Annotated in this window: 13 protein-coding genes; 11 read left to right on the forward strand and 2 right to left on the reverse strand. The window is 43.4% G+C overall.

Annotated features, from left to right (window positions below; genetic code table 11):
- Window positions 1-50: 50 nt before the first annotated feature.
- Together SWOO_RS09170 and dusC are read right to left on the reverse strand one after the other, a co-directional pair.
- The gene (locus SWOO_RS09170; RefSeq protein WP_012324415.1) at window positions 51-407 is read right to left on the reverse strand and encodes a TraR/DksA C4-type zinc finger protein; all 357 of its coding nucleotides are present in this window, start codon (window positions 405-407) and stop codon (window positions 51-53) included.
- A 177-nt stretch (window positions 408-584) separates the two neighbouring features.
- Window positions 585-1,532, reverse strand: coding sequence for a tRNA dihydrouridine(16) synthase DusC (dusC, locus tag SWOO_RS09175; protein ID WP_012324416.1), 948 nt, complete (start codon window positions 1,530-1,532; stop codon window positions 585-587).
- 397 nt (window positions 1,533-1,929) lie between these two features.
- Here dusC and SWOO_RS09180 point away from each other — a divergent pair, with 397 nt between their 5' ends.
- From SWOO_RS09180 to adk, 11 genes are all read left to right on the forward strand, one after another.
- Window positions 1,930-2,361, forward strand: coding sequence for an HvfA family oxazolone/thioamide-modified RiPP metallophore (locus tag SWOO_RS09180; RefSeq protein ID WP_012324417.1), 432 nt, complete (start codon window positions 1,930-1,932; stop codon window positions 2,359-2,361).
- Window positions 2,362-2,510: 149 nt separating this feature from the next.
- Window positions 2,511-3,347 (forward strand): HvfB family MNIO-type RiPP peptide maturase, encoded by an 837-nt coding sequence (locus SWOO_RS09185; RefSeq protein ID WP_012324418.1) that lies wholly within the window; start codon window positions 2,511-2,513, stop codon window positions 3,345-3,347.
- Window positions 3,347-4,093, forward strand: coding sequence for an HvfC family RiPP maturation protein (locus SWOO_RS09190; protein ID WP_012324419.1), 747 nt, complete (start codon window positions 3,347-3,349; stop codon window positions 4,091-4,093). Before SWOO_RS09185 ends, SWOO_RS09190 begins: the two co-directional genes overlap by 1 nt.
- A gap of 429 nt (window positions 4,094-4,522) precedes the next feature.
- Window positions 4,523-4,891, forward strand: coding sequence for a YbaN family protein (locus SWOO_RS09195; RefSeq protein ID WP_012324421.1), 369 nt, complete (start codon window positions 4,523-4,525; stop codon window positions 4,889-4,891).
- A 176-nt stretch (window positions 4,892-5,067) separates the two neighbouring features.
- Window positions 5,068-5,613, forward strand: a complete 546-nt coding sequence (gene apt / locus SWOO_RS09200) for an adenine phosphoribosyltransferase (RefSeq protein WP_012324422.1) — start codon at window positions 5,068-5,070, stop codon at window positions 5,611-5,613.
- Window positions 5,614-5,722: 109 nt separating this feature from the next.
- A complete protein-coding gene (gene dnaX, locus SWOO_RS09205; RefSeq protein ID WP_012324423.1) occupies window positions 5,723-8,458 on the forward strand; it encodes a DNA polymerase III subunit gamma/tau in 2,736 nt (911 codons plus the stop codon).
- Window positions 8,459-8,542: 84 nt separating this feature from the next.
- Complete coding sequence (locus SWOO_RS09210) at window positions 8,543-8,872, forward strand: YbaB/EbfC family nucleoid-associated protein (protein WP_012324424.1); 330 nt, start codon at window positions 8,543-8,545, stop codon at window positions 8,870-8,872.
- 12 nt (window positions 8,873-8,884) lie between these two features.
- On the forward strand, window positions 8,885-9,484 hold the full coding sequence (gene recR / locus SWOO_RS09215; protein WP_012324425.1) for a recombination mediator RecR: 600 nt from the start codon (window positions 8,885-8,887) through the stop codon (window positions 9,482-9,484).
- A gap of 185 nt (window positions 9,485-9,669) precedes the next feature.
- Window positions 9,670-11,586 carry a molecular chaperone HtpG gene (htpG, locus tag SWOO_RS09220; RefSeq protein WP_012324426.1) on the forward strand — a complete coding sequence of 639 codons (1,917 nt, stop codon included), beginning with the start codon at window positions 9,670-9,672 and terminating at the stop codon, window positions 11,584-11,586.
- An 87-nt stretch (window positions 11,587-11,673) separates the two neighbouring features.
- Complete coding sequence (locus SWOO_RS09225) at window positions 11,674-12,519, forward strand: co-chaperone YbbN (RefSeq protein WP_012324427.1); 846 nt, start codon at window positions 11,674-11,676, stop codon at window positions 12,517-12,519.
- 206 nt (window positions 12,520-12,725) lie between these two features.
- Window positions 12,726-13,370, forward strand: coding sequence for an adenylate kinase (adk, locus tag SWOO_RS09230; RefSeq protein ID WP_012324428.1), 645 nt, complete (start codon window positions 12,726-12,728; stop codon window positions 13,368-13,370).
- The last annotated feature ends 153 nt before the right edge of the window (window positions 13,371-13,523 follow it).

Below are 13,523 nucleotides of genomic sequence, written 5' to 3' on the forward strand. Positions count from 1 at the left end.
AGTTAGCTCTTCAATATTCATAAGGGGCTAAGTATCAGTTTATAAGGTGGCTAATGATTAAGCCTTAGCTCTTGCCTATGTTGATGCTCATAGTTTTCAGCGCATTCTGCACATCTTTGTTCGAGCATATCCCAAGCTAGCCTTTCAGGTTCAATCTCATTCTCACAATCAGCGCATAACCCATAGAGTCCAATATCGAGCTGACAAAAAGCGGCGTCGAGTTTTGTGAGTCTACAAAATAATGGCTCATCACATAGCTTTGCTTGAGTTAAGACCTCGATAATCTCACAGAGGCTACTCTGCTTACTTTCTAGTTTTATTTGGTGTTTATTGGCAAGCTCACCTATCTCCTTCCTGAGACAACTTTCTAGTTTCGACAATTCATGTCTGATGTGGGATCTGCTCACGGGAATATGCCTAAGTTATATTTCTATCGGACATTAAGTCTAAACAGGTGAGGAGGAAGCGTTATGACTAAGATCAAAACTCAGTCACATTTACACTATTTATATGGATAAATAGCGTCAAATGAGCGATAGCTTTGATCTTTAACTGCCATTTTGTCGGCTTTTACTTATGGCAGCCTATAGGTATTGATTCTCTGCTTCACTTCTTAACAGGGCGAGGATCTCTTGAGTTTGTTTCATCACGCGCACTTGTGCAAATAGGGTGTCGGCCTGTGGGTATTGTTTCACCATAAATTTCAACCACTGTTTGATTCTAGCTGGGTAATACTTCTCTTTGACGCTGACAATTTCATATTCAGAATATTGCACTAATAACTGCATCACTTGGTTCCAGGGCATCTTAACTTGGTTGGTTTTGATGACATGGGCTAAATTGGGAACCGCTAACGCCCCCCGTCCTATCATGACGTCATCGCATCCACTGGCAGCCTGACATTTTAAATAATCTTGATGACACCATACTTCACCATTAGCGATGACTGGGATAGCAATCGCTTCCCTTATTAAATTGATATATTCCCAATGGGCCGGAGGGCGGTAACCCTCCTCTTTGGTTCTAGCATGTACAGTGAGTTCGGTAGCACCAGCTGATTCAATAGCTTGAGCTATCTCTACGCAACGGCTTTTATCATCCCAGCCTAATCTGATTTTGGCCGAAACTGGGTGTGATGAAGGCACTGCCTCTCTTACGGCTTTAGTGACTTTATAGATAGTTTCAGGTTCTTTAAGTAAAGCAGCGCCACCATTGCTTCTGTTAACCATGGGGGCTGGGCAACCGTAATTGAGGTCAACGCCGAGTGAGCCAAGCTCGATAGCTCTTATGGCGTTTTCAGCCATCCAATTTGGGTGTTGACCCAGTAGCTGTAATCTAACCGGGGTTCCAGCTTTGGTTTTACTACCATAGGCTAATTCTGCACATAAGCGATAAAAGACTTTTTCAGGTAATAGCTGATCCACAACTCGAATAAATTCGCTAATAACAAGATCATAACCGCCAACGCTAGTAAGCAGTGAACGCATTGGAGCATCGGCAACGCCTTCCATTGGAGCAAGTATTACACGCATTGTTGATTCTTTACCTTACAGATCATTAAGTGGACCCACTTTGGAGTCGATTGAATTGAGCGTCATTTTGAGGCGTTTTTGGAAATGGTGTTGTTGCAGCCATACTATCAACATTCAAAAATAATGCCGCGGGATCCGCCTAAACCTATTGCTTAGAGGTTCTTAGAGGCCAGAGATATTTTACATTAAGCTGTGAATAGATACAAAAAACTATCTTGATGCTCTGGCCTGATAGTGGGATAAAAAGTTGCGAATGTGCTCATTATGCGTCATAAATGTGAGCGTTATAGAAAAAATGAAATAAAATTGAAGTGTGTCGGGTCTATTAATGCAAGCCAGCTGACAACAATGTCGTTGGCAACAAAAACGACTTAAATTAATACGGAAGGAAATCATTATGAATTTAGTTAAAAAAACAGTTGTTGCTGCTGCTTTAGGTACTGTTGTTGTCGGTTCAGCTTTTGCTGCGGAAGCGCAAGCAAATCCATTTGGTTATAGCCAAATGGAGTCAGGTTACCAGCTTGTTGACGGTGAAGGAAAATGTGGCGAAGGTAAATGTGGTGGCGACAAGAAAAAGGCCAAAGAGGGAAAATGTGGCGAAGGTAAGTGTGGCGGCGACATGAAGAAAGCCAAAGAGGGAAAATGTGGCGAAGGTAAGTGTGGCGGCGACATGAAGAAGGCCAAAGAGGGTAAATGTGGTGAAGGCAAGTGTGGCGGCGACATGAAGAAAGCCAAAGAGGGTAAATGTGGTGAAGGCAAGTGTGGCGGCGATAAAAAGAAAGGTAAAGAAGGTAAGTGTGGAGAAGGCAAATGTGGTGGCAGTAAGTAATTTGTCACTGAAACATTGCTCTGGAACGATACAATAGATCCGGTGAGAGCTATTGTTAATTTAAGGCCAGTTTATCTGGCCTTAATTGTTTCTGAGTGTATGTCGGCATTACAATTTAGTTAGATATGATGAAACAGCAGGAGAGTGGGATGGATGAGCGTGCAAAAGTAGGACTCGGTCTTAGACGAGAGATGCTCGATGAATTTTGTCAGAGCTCTCCTCAGGAGATCAATTTTTTTGAAGTCGCTCCAGAAAACTGGATGACCTTAGGTGGAAAGTATGGGCGGCAGTTTAAGCAGTTAACTGAGCAGCATGAATTTTTCTGTCATGGGTTATCCCTCTCGATTGGTGGACCTGCAGCGCTCGATGTTCAGTTTGTAAAAAATATTAAGTCCTTCATGGATGAGCATAAAATCTCTGTCTATTCTGAGCATTTAAGTTATTGCTCAGGTATCGGTCATATGTACGATTTAATGCCGATCCCCTTTACGGAGGAGGCGGTGCACTACGTCGCCAAACGAGTAAAACAAGTTGAAGATATTTTAGAACGCGCGCTTATTCTCGAAAATGTCTCTTTTTATACAGCGCCTGGTGCCCAGATGTCGGAGCTTGAGTTCGTCACTGCGGTATTAGATGAAGCAGACTGTAAGATGCTTTTGGATGTGAATAATATCTATGTTAATTCCATCAATCACCAATATGACGCAAAAGTTTTTTTGCGAGCTATGCCAACAGAGCGGATAGAGTACCTCCATATAGCGGGCCATTATGAGGAAGATAAAGATCTGATTGTCGATACTCATGGCGCGGATGTGATCTCACCAGTTTGGGAGTTGTTGGCTGAGTGCTACCAGACTCATGGTGTATTTCCCACTTTGTTAGAGCGAGACTTTAATATTCCAGAAACACCTGTTTTGTTGGAGGAGATCAATCAAATTGCTCAATATCAACAGCTAGAGATTGCGAATTTAGCTAGGAGAGCATAATGCACTTTTTAGAGATCCAACAGTCATTTATTGACCATATAAAAGAGCCTTCCTCAACACTACCCAGTGGAACTGATGCGCGAAGAATGAAAGTGTATAGGGAGCTGTTTTTTAATAATGTAGATGGGTTTATCTCAAGTGCCTTTCCTGTGTTAAAGACCTTGTATAGCGATGAGGATTGGCTAGCATTAGTACAGACTTTCTTTGTGACTCATCACTGTCAAACCCCCATATTTATTGAGATAGCTCAGGAGTTTTTAGCTTTTGTACAAAGTGAATACGAATTTCAGCCGAACGATCCTGTCTTCATGCTCGAACTGGCACATTACGAATATATGGAGTTAGTTGTTGCTGTCGCTAAAGAGAACCCACAACATAAGCCAATTAAGGGGGGGATTGCTGAGTTTCCTATATGTTTGGCCGATACAGCAAAAGTGCTGCAATACTCATTTGATGTTCAACATATTAGCGAAGAGTACTGCCCTGAAGAGCCTAGCTCGTCACCACAGTTTTTCTGCCTCTATCGAGACGGTGATGATGAGGTGATATTTTTGCAGTTAACGCCATTATCTGCACAGGTTTTAGGTTTTTTGTCTCAATATGAAGCTGTGACTCTTGATGATGTAAACAGTTGGCTAGCAGGTATCTATACTGATATGGATAAAACGATGCTAACCCAAGGTGCGAAGCAGCTGTTAGAAGACCTTGCATCGAAAGGAGTTATTCAACAATTTGTCCCTAATTAAGTAGGAGATGATTAAGGATTGAATTCAAACAAAGGTATTAAACTCGCTTCCTAAATTGTGAGCTTCACACTATAATGACTACATAAATTGATCTAGATCAATAAAACGTCGTAAATTATTGTGAGGAAGTCATGAGTCAGCCGTTTAAAGATGCATTTAACATTTTCTATTTTATTGGTTTTATTCTTGTGTTGTTAATACCAACCTTACCAGCGACATTGTCATGGTTAAAATTTAGTGGCTTGCTCTAATTATTGATTGAAATTCATATAAACTAACCACTCTTTTGAGTGGTTTTTTTGTACATGGAAGTGCTTATTCCTGATAGTAAGGATAGCGATGAAGGGGATTTGTTTTTATACTCAGAGGCTTTTGTGAACAGGCTATTTTATCTGGAAATAGCTGCTGCATATCTTGTTGAGGATTGAGATGGTTTTAAAGCGTGGCTTTTATCTTATTTGTGGCTTGTGTAGCTTATTTTTAGGTTTATTGGGGATCCCGCTGCCCATATTGCCAACCGTACCATTTATCCTGTTAGCGGCATTCTGTTTTGCACGTTCGAGCGAGCGTTTACATCTATGGTTAATGAATCACCCTTGGTTTTCAGAGGCGCTAAATGACTGGGATGAAAAACGGGCTATACGAAAAGGCTTAAAGAGAAAGGCATACATTGTCAGTGGCTTAAGTTTTGCTGTTAGCATTACTATTGTCCCTATAATTTGGGTGAAGGTGATTCTTTTATGTTTTGCGATTGGATTGGGGTTGTACCTTAGGCAGATCCCTGAATTAGAGGATTAACGAGTGTATAAATCATTGTAAAAGGGAGCATGCTTATGAGTTTATGAGATCCCCTCGTCAAAATACTCCTAATTAGCACTCCAGCTTGTTGCAACTGAATCTAAAGCGGCTTAAGCTTTAGCCGGATTTTAAAACATCGGCAGCTAAACTTGTCGACAAAACCAAAAGATGATGGCATGAATAACGATAGCTTAGCGATAATAAAACAGAGTATTAAAACTATCCCGGATTATCCAAAACCCGGGATCCTATTTAGAGACGTGACCAGTCTACTTGAAGACCATACCGCTTATAAAGCAACCATGGATATTTTAGTTCAACACTATAAAGACCATGGTTTTACTAAGATAGTCGGTACTGAAGCACGTGGTTTTCTATTCGGCGCTCCGTTAGCGTTAGAGCTTGGTGTTGGCTTCGTCCCAGTGCGTAAACCAGGCAAATTGCCACGTGAAACGATCTCTGAAAGTTATGAGCTTGAGTATGGTCATGATGTATTAGAGCTTCATACTGATGCTATTAATGAAAATGACAAAGTATTAGTTGTTGATGATCTGCTAGCGACAGGCGGTACGATTGAAGCAACGGTTAAGCTTATTCGCAAATTAGGTGGTGAAGTGAAACATGCGGCTTTTGTGATCTCTTTACCTGACTTAGGTGGCGCTAAACGTCTTGAAGAGATGGATCTTGAACTGGTTACACTTTGCGAGTTTGAAGGCGAATAAAGCAGCGTAAAAATGTTCCTCGGTAGCGAGTTTTAGCATGGCATGCTATTGTGCGAGAATCCGAGGAGCATGCTCCCGAAATTGATAAAGAAACGCTTTGGGGAGTTCCATGTCTTATCAGGTGTTGGCCAGAAAATGGCGCCCTGCCACTTTTGAGCAAATGGTTGGCCAGTCTCATGTTTTGCATGCGTTAACCAACGCACTAACTCAGCAGAGATTACATCATGCATATCTGTTTTCTGGTACACGAGGGGTGGGGAAAACAAGTTTAGCCCGACTCTTCGCAAAAGGATTAAATTGTGAACAAGGTGTCACGGCAACCCCGTGTGGACAATGTTCCAGTTGTGTTGAGATCTCTGAAGGTCGCTTCGTGGATCTTATTGAGGTGGATGCGGCTTCAAGAACAAAAGTCGATGACACGCGTGAGTTACTTGATAATGTCCAGTACCGTCCCAGTCGAGGCCGGTTTAAAGTCTATTTGATCGATGAAGTGCATATGCTGTCCCGCAGTAGCTTTAATGCGCTCCTTAAAACATTGGAAGAGCCACCTGAGCATGTAAAGTTTTTGCTAGCAACAACGGATCCCCAGCGTCTTCCTGTGACAGTTCTTTCGCGTTGTTTACAGTTTAATTTAAAAAGTTTGACCCAAGATGAGATCATTCAACAGTTATCCCATGTGTTGACTCAAGAGTCGCTTGTCTTTGAAAATCAAGCATTAACATTATTAGCCAAAGCGGCTAATGGCAGCATGCGAGATGCATTGAGCTTGACTGACCAAGCGATCGCTTTTGGTGGCGGGGAAGTTAGACTTAAGCAAGTGCAGACTATGCTAGGTAGCATTGATGAAAGGCATGTTATCACGCTTTTTAACGCCATAACTCAGGGAGATATTGAGCACCTTATGCAGGTGATCTCCCAAGTGCTCTCATTTGGTGCTGATCCTGAAGAGGTGCTGCGTAGCTTACTTGAACTGTTACATCAGATAACCTTAAGTCAATTTGCCCCCGCTGCGGCTCAGCTATCCATCTATAGTGAGCAGATTAGCGCATTTGCAATACAGTTAAGCCCAGAACAGGTGCAACTCTATTACCAGTTACTGTTAACAGGCCGGAAAGATCTTCCCCATGCACCTGATCCTAAATCGGGTCTGGAGATGGCACTACTCAGAGCGGTGTCATTTGTGCCAGAGGTACCTGTTAAGCGTTGGATTGTCGATAAGCCTGCCACTATTTCAGTGCCTGATGTTAATGATGCTAAGCCAAGCGCTCATGCTGTTGAGGCTACTCAAATTTCCACGCCTTTAACTACAAATGCAGCGATACCACCTGCAGAGTCTCTTGATGGAATAGGTGATATTGAGTCTCCTGAGCTCAAGCTACAAAAGGAGAGCGAGCCTGCAACTGAGTTTGGTAGTACATCTGATAGTGCAGATCATAGTGCTAAGGAAAACGTACCCGTTTTAGCTTCCGCCTCCGATGAACCTGAAGAGTCAGATGATCAAGATGCTGATCTTGAGAGCTTAAACAGTGAACAAACCTTGATATTAAGTCAGGCAGCAAGTCAGGGAATGGAGCAAGAGAGTACAGACTCCACTGAGTTACAAGCATCTGTTGATGTAAAAGAAGCTGAAGTTGTCCCCGAGTCAACTCAATCGCAGTCTGAGGTTATCCCTGAGCGAACAGAGAGTGCTGTTGAAATAAGCAGTGAGTCATCTGACTCAGATCCTAATGTGGTTCCCGATGAGTACTATGCTCAAGCGGCTCAGTTCGATGCTCAAAATGAGTATCAAGAGCAGTTTCATGAGGATTATTCAGACCCCTATTCAGAAGACACTGCCGAGCAAGGTGCATACTCAACGCCAGAGCCAAGTGCTGAGAGTCATGAATCCCGTTCAGCTGAGATTTCAGCTGCTGATGGTCCAGAGGAAGATGATATTCTGGATGCTGTTTTAGCGGCGAGAGATAGTTTGTTGACTCAACTTAGTGCTGATAAGCCTAAGGAGAGTGATGGAAAAAAGTCTGATCCCCAGCGAAAAGAGTTTGTTCCGCCTAAGCGACAAGCACCGGTAGCAGAGCCTCAAGAGCCAATTCAAAGCGAAGATAATCAAACTGCTCATCAAGCAGAGCACCAAGCTGATAAAAGTGATGGTGATGAAACTGGTGAGAATGAAGTTGATGTTAACGTCGCTGATAACGAGGATAGGCCACCTTGGGAGGAGCCATTAACTCCTTCTGTTGAAGAGACGTTAAGCGATGCAACGCCTAACGTAGAAGACCTAGAGAGTGAATCAACTCAAGCTTCTGAGCTTGAGGAATCTGTTTCTGAGCCAGAAGATAAGATGCTGGCAGCTGAGATTAGCTTAGCTGATGATGGCAGTGTGAGCGGCAATGAGGTCGATCTTAAATGGTATCGTTTGATGTCGGCACTGGATGTGGGGGGACGAGTACGCCAACTGGCGGTTAACTCTGTTTGCCACCATTTCATTGAACCTCTTGCGCTCTTATTAAAACCTAATCAGAAGCATCTTGCTGCTGATATTGCGATAACCCAATTAGAGGAAGCGCTGGGAAGAGCCTTAGATAAAGAGGTTAATATTGCGGTTTCTGTGGGAAGTGACACCACCCGTGAAACGCCCTTAGAGATACGTCAGCGTTTCCATAGAGAGTTACTGTCTCAGGCGCACCAAGGATTAATGAGTGATACTCATATTCAATGGTTGATGGCTGAGATGGATGCTGAGTTTGAAACGGATAGCTTAAGCTACAGTCCAGAATTGCTCAGTTTGAAAGGAAATACCATCGAGCTTATCGATAAGTCGAACTTTAAGTCGCTACCTGAGTCATAACTTTGTACGGCTTTGATTGATTATCACTATTTTTTAAGTAAGATGAGCCAACTTTATTAGACCCTTAATTGAAGAGATATAGCTATGTTTGGAAAAGGCGGTATGGGTAACCTGATGAAACAGGCCCAACAGATGCAAGACAAAATGGCCAAAGTGCAGGAAGAGATCGCACGTATGGAAGTGACCGGTGAAGCGGGTGCTGGTCTTGTTAAAGTCACCATGACGGGTTCTCACAGCGTACGTAAAGTGGATATCGATCCAAGCCTGTTGGAAGATGACAAAGAGATGCTAGAAGATCTTATCGCTGCAGCTTGCAACGATGCTGCGCGTCGTGTGGAAGAGAACCAAAAAGATAAAATGGCTGAAGTGACTGGTGGAATGCAACTGCCACCTGGCATGAAGATGCCATTTTAACTAGGACACAAAATGAAATTTAGTCCTTTGGTTGATGAACTCATTCAATCTCTCAAGTGTTTGCCCGGTGTTGGGCCGAAATCTGCACAACGCATGGCCTTTCAGTTGTTAGAGCGCGACCGTAAGGCTGGGCAGTCTTTGGCTTCTGCGTTGTCGAGCGCGATGAGTGATGTGGGACACTGTCAGGCTTGCCGTACTTTTACTGAAGAGACACTTTGCCCGATTTGTGCCAGCCATAAACGGGGAAACTCTGAAGTTATCTGCGTCGTTGAAACGCCCGCTGATGTACTTGCTATAGAGGCTGGGGGACACTTTTCAGGTCGATACTTTGTGCTATTAGGTCATCTCTCACCACTCGATGGTGTGGGGCCTGAAGAGCTTGGTTTATCCCTACTTGAAGCGCATTTGGCTTCCGGTGAGGTCTCTGAGCTCATTCTTGCGACCAACCCGACGGTAGAGGGGGATGCAACTGCACACTTTATTGCCGATATGGCCAAAGGTCATCAGGTTTCTGTCAGTCGTATCGCCCACGGTGTTCCTGTTGGCGGCGAACTTGAGTATGTGGATAGCACCACATTAGCACTCTCGTTTAATGGACGTTTGCCACTGTAACTATTTTTTGGCTCCGTTATGGGACTGCTTTAATCATAAATAACCCAGTATCTAGCGACTAGATCCTGGGTTTTTTTTAATCATTTGAAATATTCAGAAACTTTTTCCCTTGAAAAGGTAAATTCCAGCCCCATCTCTATCTGCATAAAGAATTCGTTTTAGTGAAACAGATAAAGGAACAATCCATGTCTCAACAAGAAACTCACGGCTTTCAAACTGAAGTCAAGCAACTCCTTAACTTGATGATCCACTCTCTGTATTCAAACAAAGAGATTTTCTTGCGTGAATTGGTATCCAATGCTGCCGATGCAGCTGACAAGCTACGTTATGAAGCGTTAACTAACGATGCGCTATACGAAGGTGACGGTGAGCTAAGAGTTCGTATCAGTACAGATAAAGAGAAAGGTACCGTTACTATTGAAGATAACGGTATCGGTATGACCCGCGACAGTGTTATCGAACATTTAGGAACTATCGCTAAGTCAGGTACCGCAGACTTCTTTAAAAACCTCTCTGGTGATGAGTCGAAGGATTCACAACTGATTGGTCAATTTGGTGTTGGTTTCTACTCATCATTTATTGTTGCCGATAAGGTGACGGTTCGTACTCGCGCAGCAGGTCATAGCAGTGAAGAGGGCGTGCAGTGGGAATCAGCAGGTGAAGGTGACTTTACTGTTGAAAATATCGTTAAAGAGAATCGCGGAACAGAGATCGTGCTTCACCTGCGTGAAGAGGAGAAGGAGTTCGCCGATGATTTCCGTCTTCGTTCAATTATTACTAAATACTCAGATCATATCTCTGTGCCTGTTGAGATGTTCGAGCCAGGTACTCCTGCTGTGGAAGCAACCGAAGAGCAAGAAGCGGTAGAAGCGACTGAAGGTGAGTGGAAGGCGATGAACAAGGCGACGGCGCTTTGGACACGCAACAAGAGTGATGTTTCGAAAGAGGAGTATGAGGAGTTCTACAAACATATCTCCCATGACTTTACCGATCCACTAATTTGGAGCCACAACCGTGTTGAAGGTAAGCAGGAGTACACCAGCTTACTATACATACCTTCAAAAGCACCTTGGGATATGTGGAACCGTGACCGTAAACATGGTCTGAAACTGTTTGTACAACGTGTTTTTGTAATGGATGATGCTGAGCAGTTTATGCCTAGCTACCTTCGTTTTGTGCAGGGCTTGATTGACTCAAACGATCTTCCGCTAAACGTTTCCCGTGAAATTTTACAAGACAACAAGATCACAACCGCATTGAGAACTGCTGTGACTAAGCGTGTGTTGGGTATGCTTGAGAAGCTTGCAAAGAATGATGCAGAGAAATACCAGTCATTCTGGGCTGAATTTGGTCAAGTGTTGAAAGAGGGACCTGCCGAAGACTTCGCTAACAAAGAGCGTGTTGCTGGTCTACTGCGTTTTGCATCGACTGATACTGGCGAAGCGACAGCAAACGTATCACTGGCTGACTACATCGAGCGCATGAAAGAAGGTCAATCTAAGATCTACTACATTGTTGCCGACAGTCATGAGGCCGCTGCTAATAGTCCGCACCTTGAGTTACTACGTAAGAAGGGCATCGAAGTGCTCTTAATGTCAGAGCGTATCGATGAATGGTTGATTAACCACTTAACTGAGTTTGATGGTAAGCAGCTTCACTCTGTTACACGTGGCGATCTTGAGCTTGGCGATCTTGAAGATGCTAGTGAGAAAGAGGCACAAGAGAAGCTTGAGACTGAGTCTGAAGGTTTAGTTAAGCGCGTTAAAGACGCGTTAGGTGATAAAGTCTCTGAGGTTAAAGTGACAACTCGTCTAACCGACACACCAGCTTGTGTGGTTGCCGGTGAAGGTGAGATGTCGACACAGATGATCAAGTTGATGGAAGCGGCTGGTCAATCTGTACCAGAAAGTAAGCCTAGGTTTGAGATCAATCCTGAGCACCCACTCGTTGCACGTTTAAACGATGAGCAAGATGAGGAGCTGTTTGCACAATGGAGCGATCTACTGCTTCAGCAAGCGCAGCTTTCAGAAAAGGGTAGCTTGGCAGATCCTTCAGCATTCATTAAGTTAATGAACCAGATGCTTTTAGCTCAGTTAAAGTAAGCTGTAGTTAACTTGGACAGAAATAGGAGGCATGACTTGTTTGGTTAAGAGTCTGCCTCTTTTTTTACTTTGTAATTTAGGATTGTTATGGAAGCTGTTTTAGAACTGACTAAAGATAATATTCAAGATGTGGTTGATGCATCGATGAAGCAAGTTGTCGTCTTAGCCTTTTGGTCGCAGCAAAGTCCAGAAAGTGTGGCACTATCTCAAACCCTAACCGGGATGGCACATAAGCAAGCTGGTCGTTTTGTGCTAGCAAAAGTCGATTGCGATAAAGAGATGGAGATAGCTAACTACTTCCAAATTCAAAACGTGCCGACCACACTTGTTTTGAGTGAAGGTAAGCCTGTGGATGGCTTTGCGGGGCTTCAAGAGGAGGTGCAGATTGCAGCAATGCTTGATAAACATCTTCCTGCCCAGTGGCAGATACAGCTTAATGAGGCGAAAAACTTACTGGCCTTGCAAGATGCGGCGCCAGCACTGGCTTTGTTGAAGCAAGCTTACGCTGAGTCGCCTAATGCCGAAGTTACTTTGGTTTTTGCCGATGCTTGTTTAATGTTAGATGATTTTGATTCAGCGGCTGAGCTATTAGCCAGTATAGGCCTTGCAGATCAAGACAGTTATTATCAGAGTTTGAAGGCCAAACTTGCCTTAGCATTAGATGCTGCGGACAGCCCTGAGATAAGGGAGCTACAAAAAGCAGTGGAAAGTGAGCCGGAGAATATCGCTCAGTTACTGTTACTGGCTAAGGCTCTGCACCAAGCAAAACGTAACGAGGAAGCATTAGCGATATTATTTACGCCTTTATCTAAGGATATTAGTGTAGAAAATGGTGAGGTTAAGCAGTTGTTTTTAGAGATCCTCACTGCGTTAGGTCAGGGAAATACACTGGCAAATCAATATCGGCGAAAACTCTACAGTCTCTTATACTAAATGTTGAGTTAAAATTGAGTAAAAGAACTAGGTGGGATAGAGATAGGTGAAAATGGTGATATTTCTTTGGTTTCCTACCTTAGTATATGTGGCCAAAGTCTAATGAATATCTGGCTTAAAACCTACTTATCCCTCTTCAAAATAGTGGCCAAGTGTGCGAAGATCGCGGCCTAATGAAATCTATGTCAAATAAAAGGACAATCGAGATGCGCATCATGTTATTAGGTGCCCCAGGTGCCGGTAAAGGTACTCAGGCACAGTTCATCATGGAAAAATACGGTATCCCGCAAATTTCTACTGGCGATATGTTACGTGCAGCAGTTAAAGCGGGTACGCCACTTGGCTTAGAAGCTAAGAAAGTGATGGATGCTGGTCAATTAGTGTCTGATGAGCTAATTATTGGCCTAGTTAAAGAGCGTGTTGCTCAAGCTGATTGTGAGAAGGGTTTCTTGTTAGATGGTTTCCCTCGTACTATTCCTCAGGCTGATGCTATGGCTGATGCTGGTATTGCTATCGATCACGTTGTTGAGATCGATGTGCCGGATGAAGAGATCGTTAAGCGCATGAGTGGACGCCGTGTTCACCCAGGTTCTGGTCGTGTTTACCACATTGTATTCAACCAGCCTAAAGTTGAAGGTAAAGATGATGTGACTGGTGAAGATCTTGCTATTCGTCCTGATGATGAAGAGAGCACAGTACGTAAGCGTTTAGATATTTACCATGAGCAAACTAAGCCATTGGTAGAATACTACGGTAATGTAGCTGCTAACGGTCAGACTAAATACAGTAAGTTTGATGGCACACAAAGTGTTGCTTCGGTTAGCGAAGAGATTGTTGTTGCTTTAAGCTAAGCTTATTTACACCATTTCTAAATGAGCACTGGCTCATTTTATAAAGCCCACTTTAGTGGGCTTTTTTGTGGGAGTAAGCTTGAGATTATTCGATAAAAATTTGATCTGATAGCTGGTGAATTTTGCTGTGTGTGGTAGTATCTGCCGCCATTT

The organism is Shewanella woodyi ATCC 51908 (assembly GCF_000019525.1).
GTDB lineage: Bacteria > Pseudomonadota > Gammaproteobacteria > Enterobacterales > Shewanellaceae > Shewanella > Shewanella woodyi.

Coding starts and splice junctions, on each gene's coding strand:
- SWOO_RS09190 (WP_012324419.1), top strand. CDS start 3,347: ATGCACTTTTTAGAGATCCAACAGTCATTTATTGACCATATAAAAGAG.
- SWOO_RS09195 (WP_012324421.1), top strand. CDS start 4,523: ATGGTTTTAAAGCGTGGCTTTTATCTTATTTGTGGCTTGTGTAGCTTA.
- SWOO_RS09210 (WP_012324424.1), top strand. CDS start 8,543: ATGTTTGGAAAAGGCGGTATGGGTAACCTGATGAAACAGGCCCAACAG.
- SWOO_RS09225 (WP_012324427.1), top strand. CDS start 11,674: ATGGAAGCTGTTTTAGAACTGACTAAAGATAATATTCAAGATGTGGTT.
- apt (WP_012324422.1), top strand. CDS start 5,068: ATGAATAACGATAGCTTAGCGATAATAAAACAGAGTATTAAAACTATC.
- htpG (WP_012324426.1), top strand. CDS start 9,670: ATGTCTCAACAAGAAACTCACGGCTTTCAAACTGAAGTCAAGCAACTC.
- SWOO_RS09185 (WP_012324418.1), top strand. CDS start 2,511: ATGGATGAGCGTGCAAAAGTAGGACTCGGTCTTAGACGAGAGATGCTC.
- adk (WP_012324428.1), top strand. CDS start 12,726: ATGCGCATCATGTTATTAGGTGCCCCAGGTGCCGGTAAAGGTACTCAG.
- recR (WP_012324425.1), top strand. CDS start 8,885: ATGAAATTTAGTCCTTTGGTTGATGAACTCATTCAATCTCTCAAGTGT.
- dusC (WP_012324416.1), bottom strand. CDS start 1,532: ATGCGTGTAATACTTGCTCCAATGGAAGGCGTTGCCGATGCTCCAATG.
- SWOO_RS09180 (WP_012324417.1), top strand. CDS start 1,930: ATGAATTTAGTTAAAAAAACAGTTGTTGCTGCTGCTTTAGGTACTGTT.
- dnaX (WP_012324423.1), top strand. CDS start 5,723: ATGTCTTATCAGGTGTTGGCCAGAAAATGGCGCCCTGCCACTTTTGAG.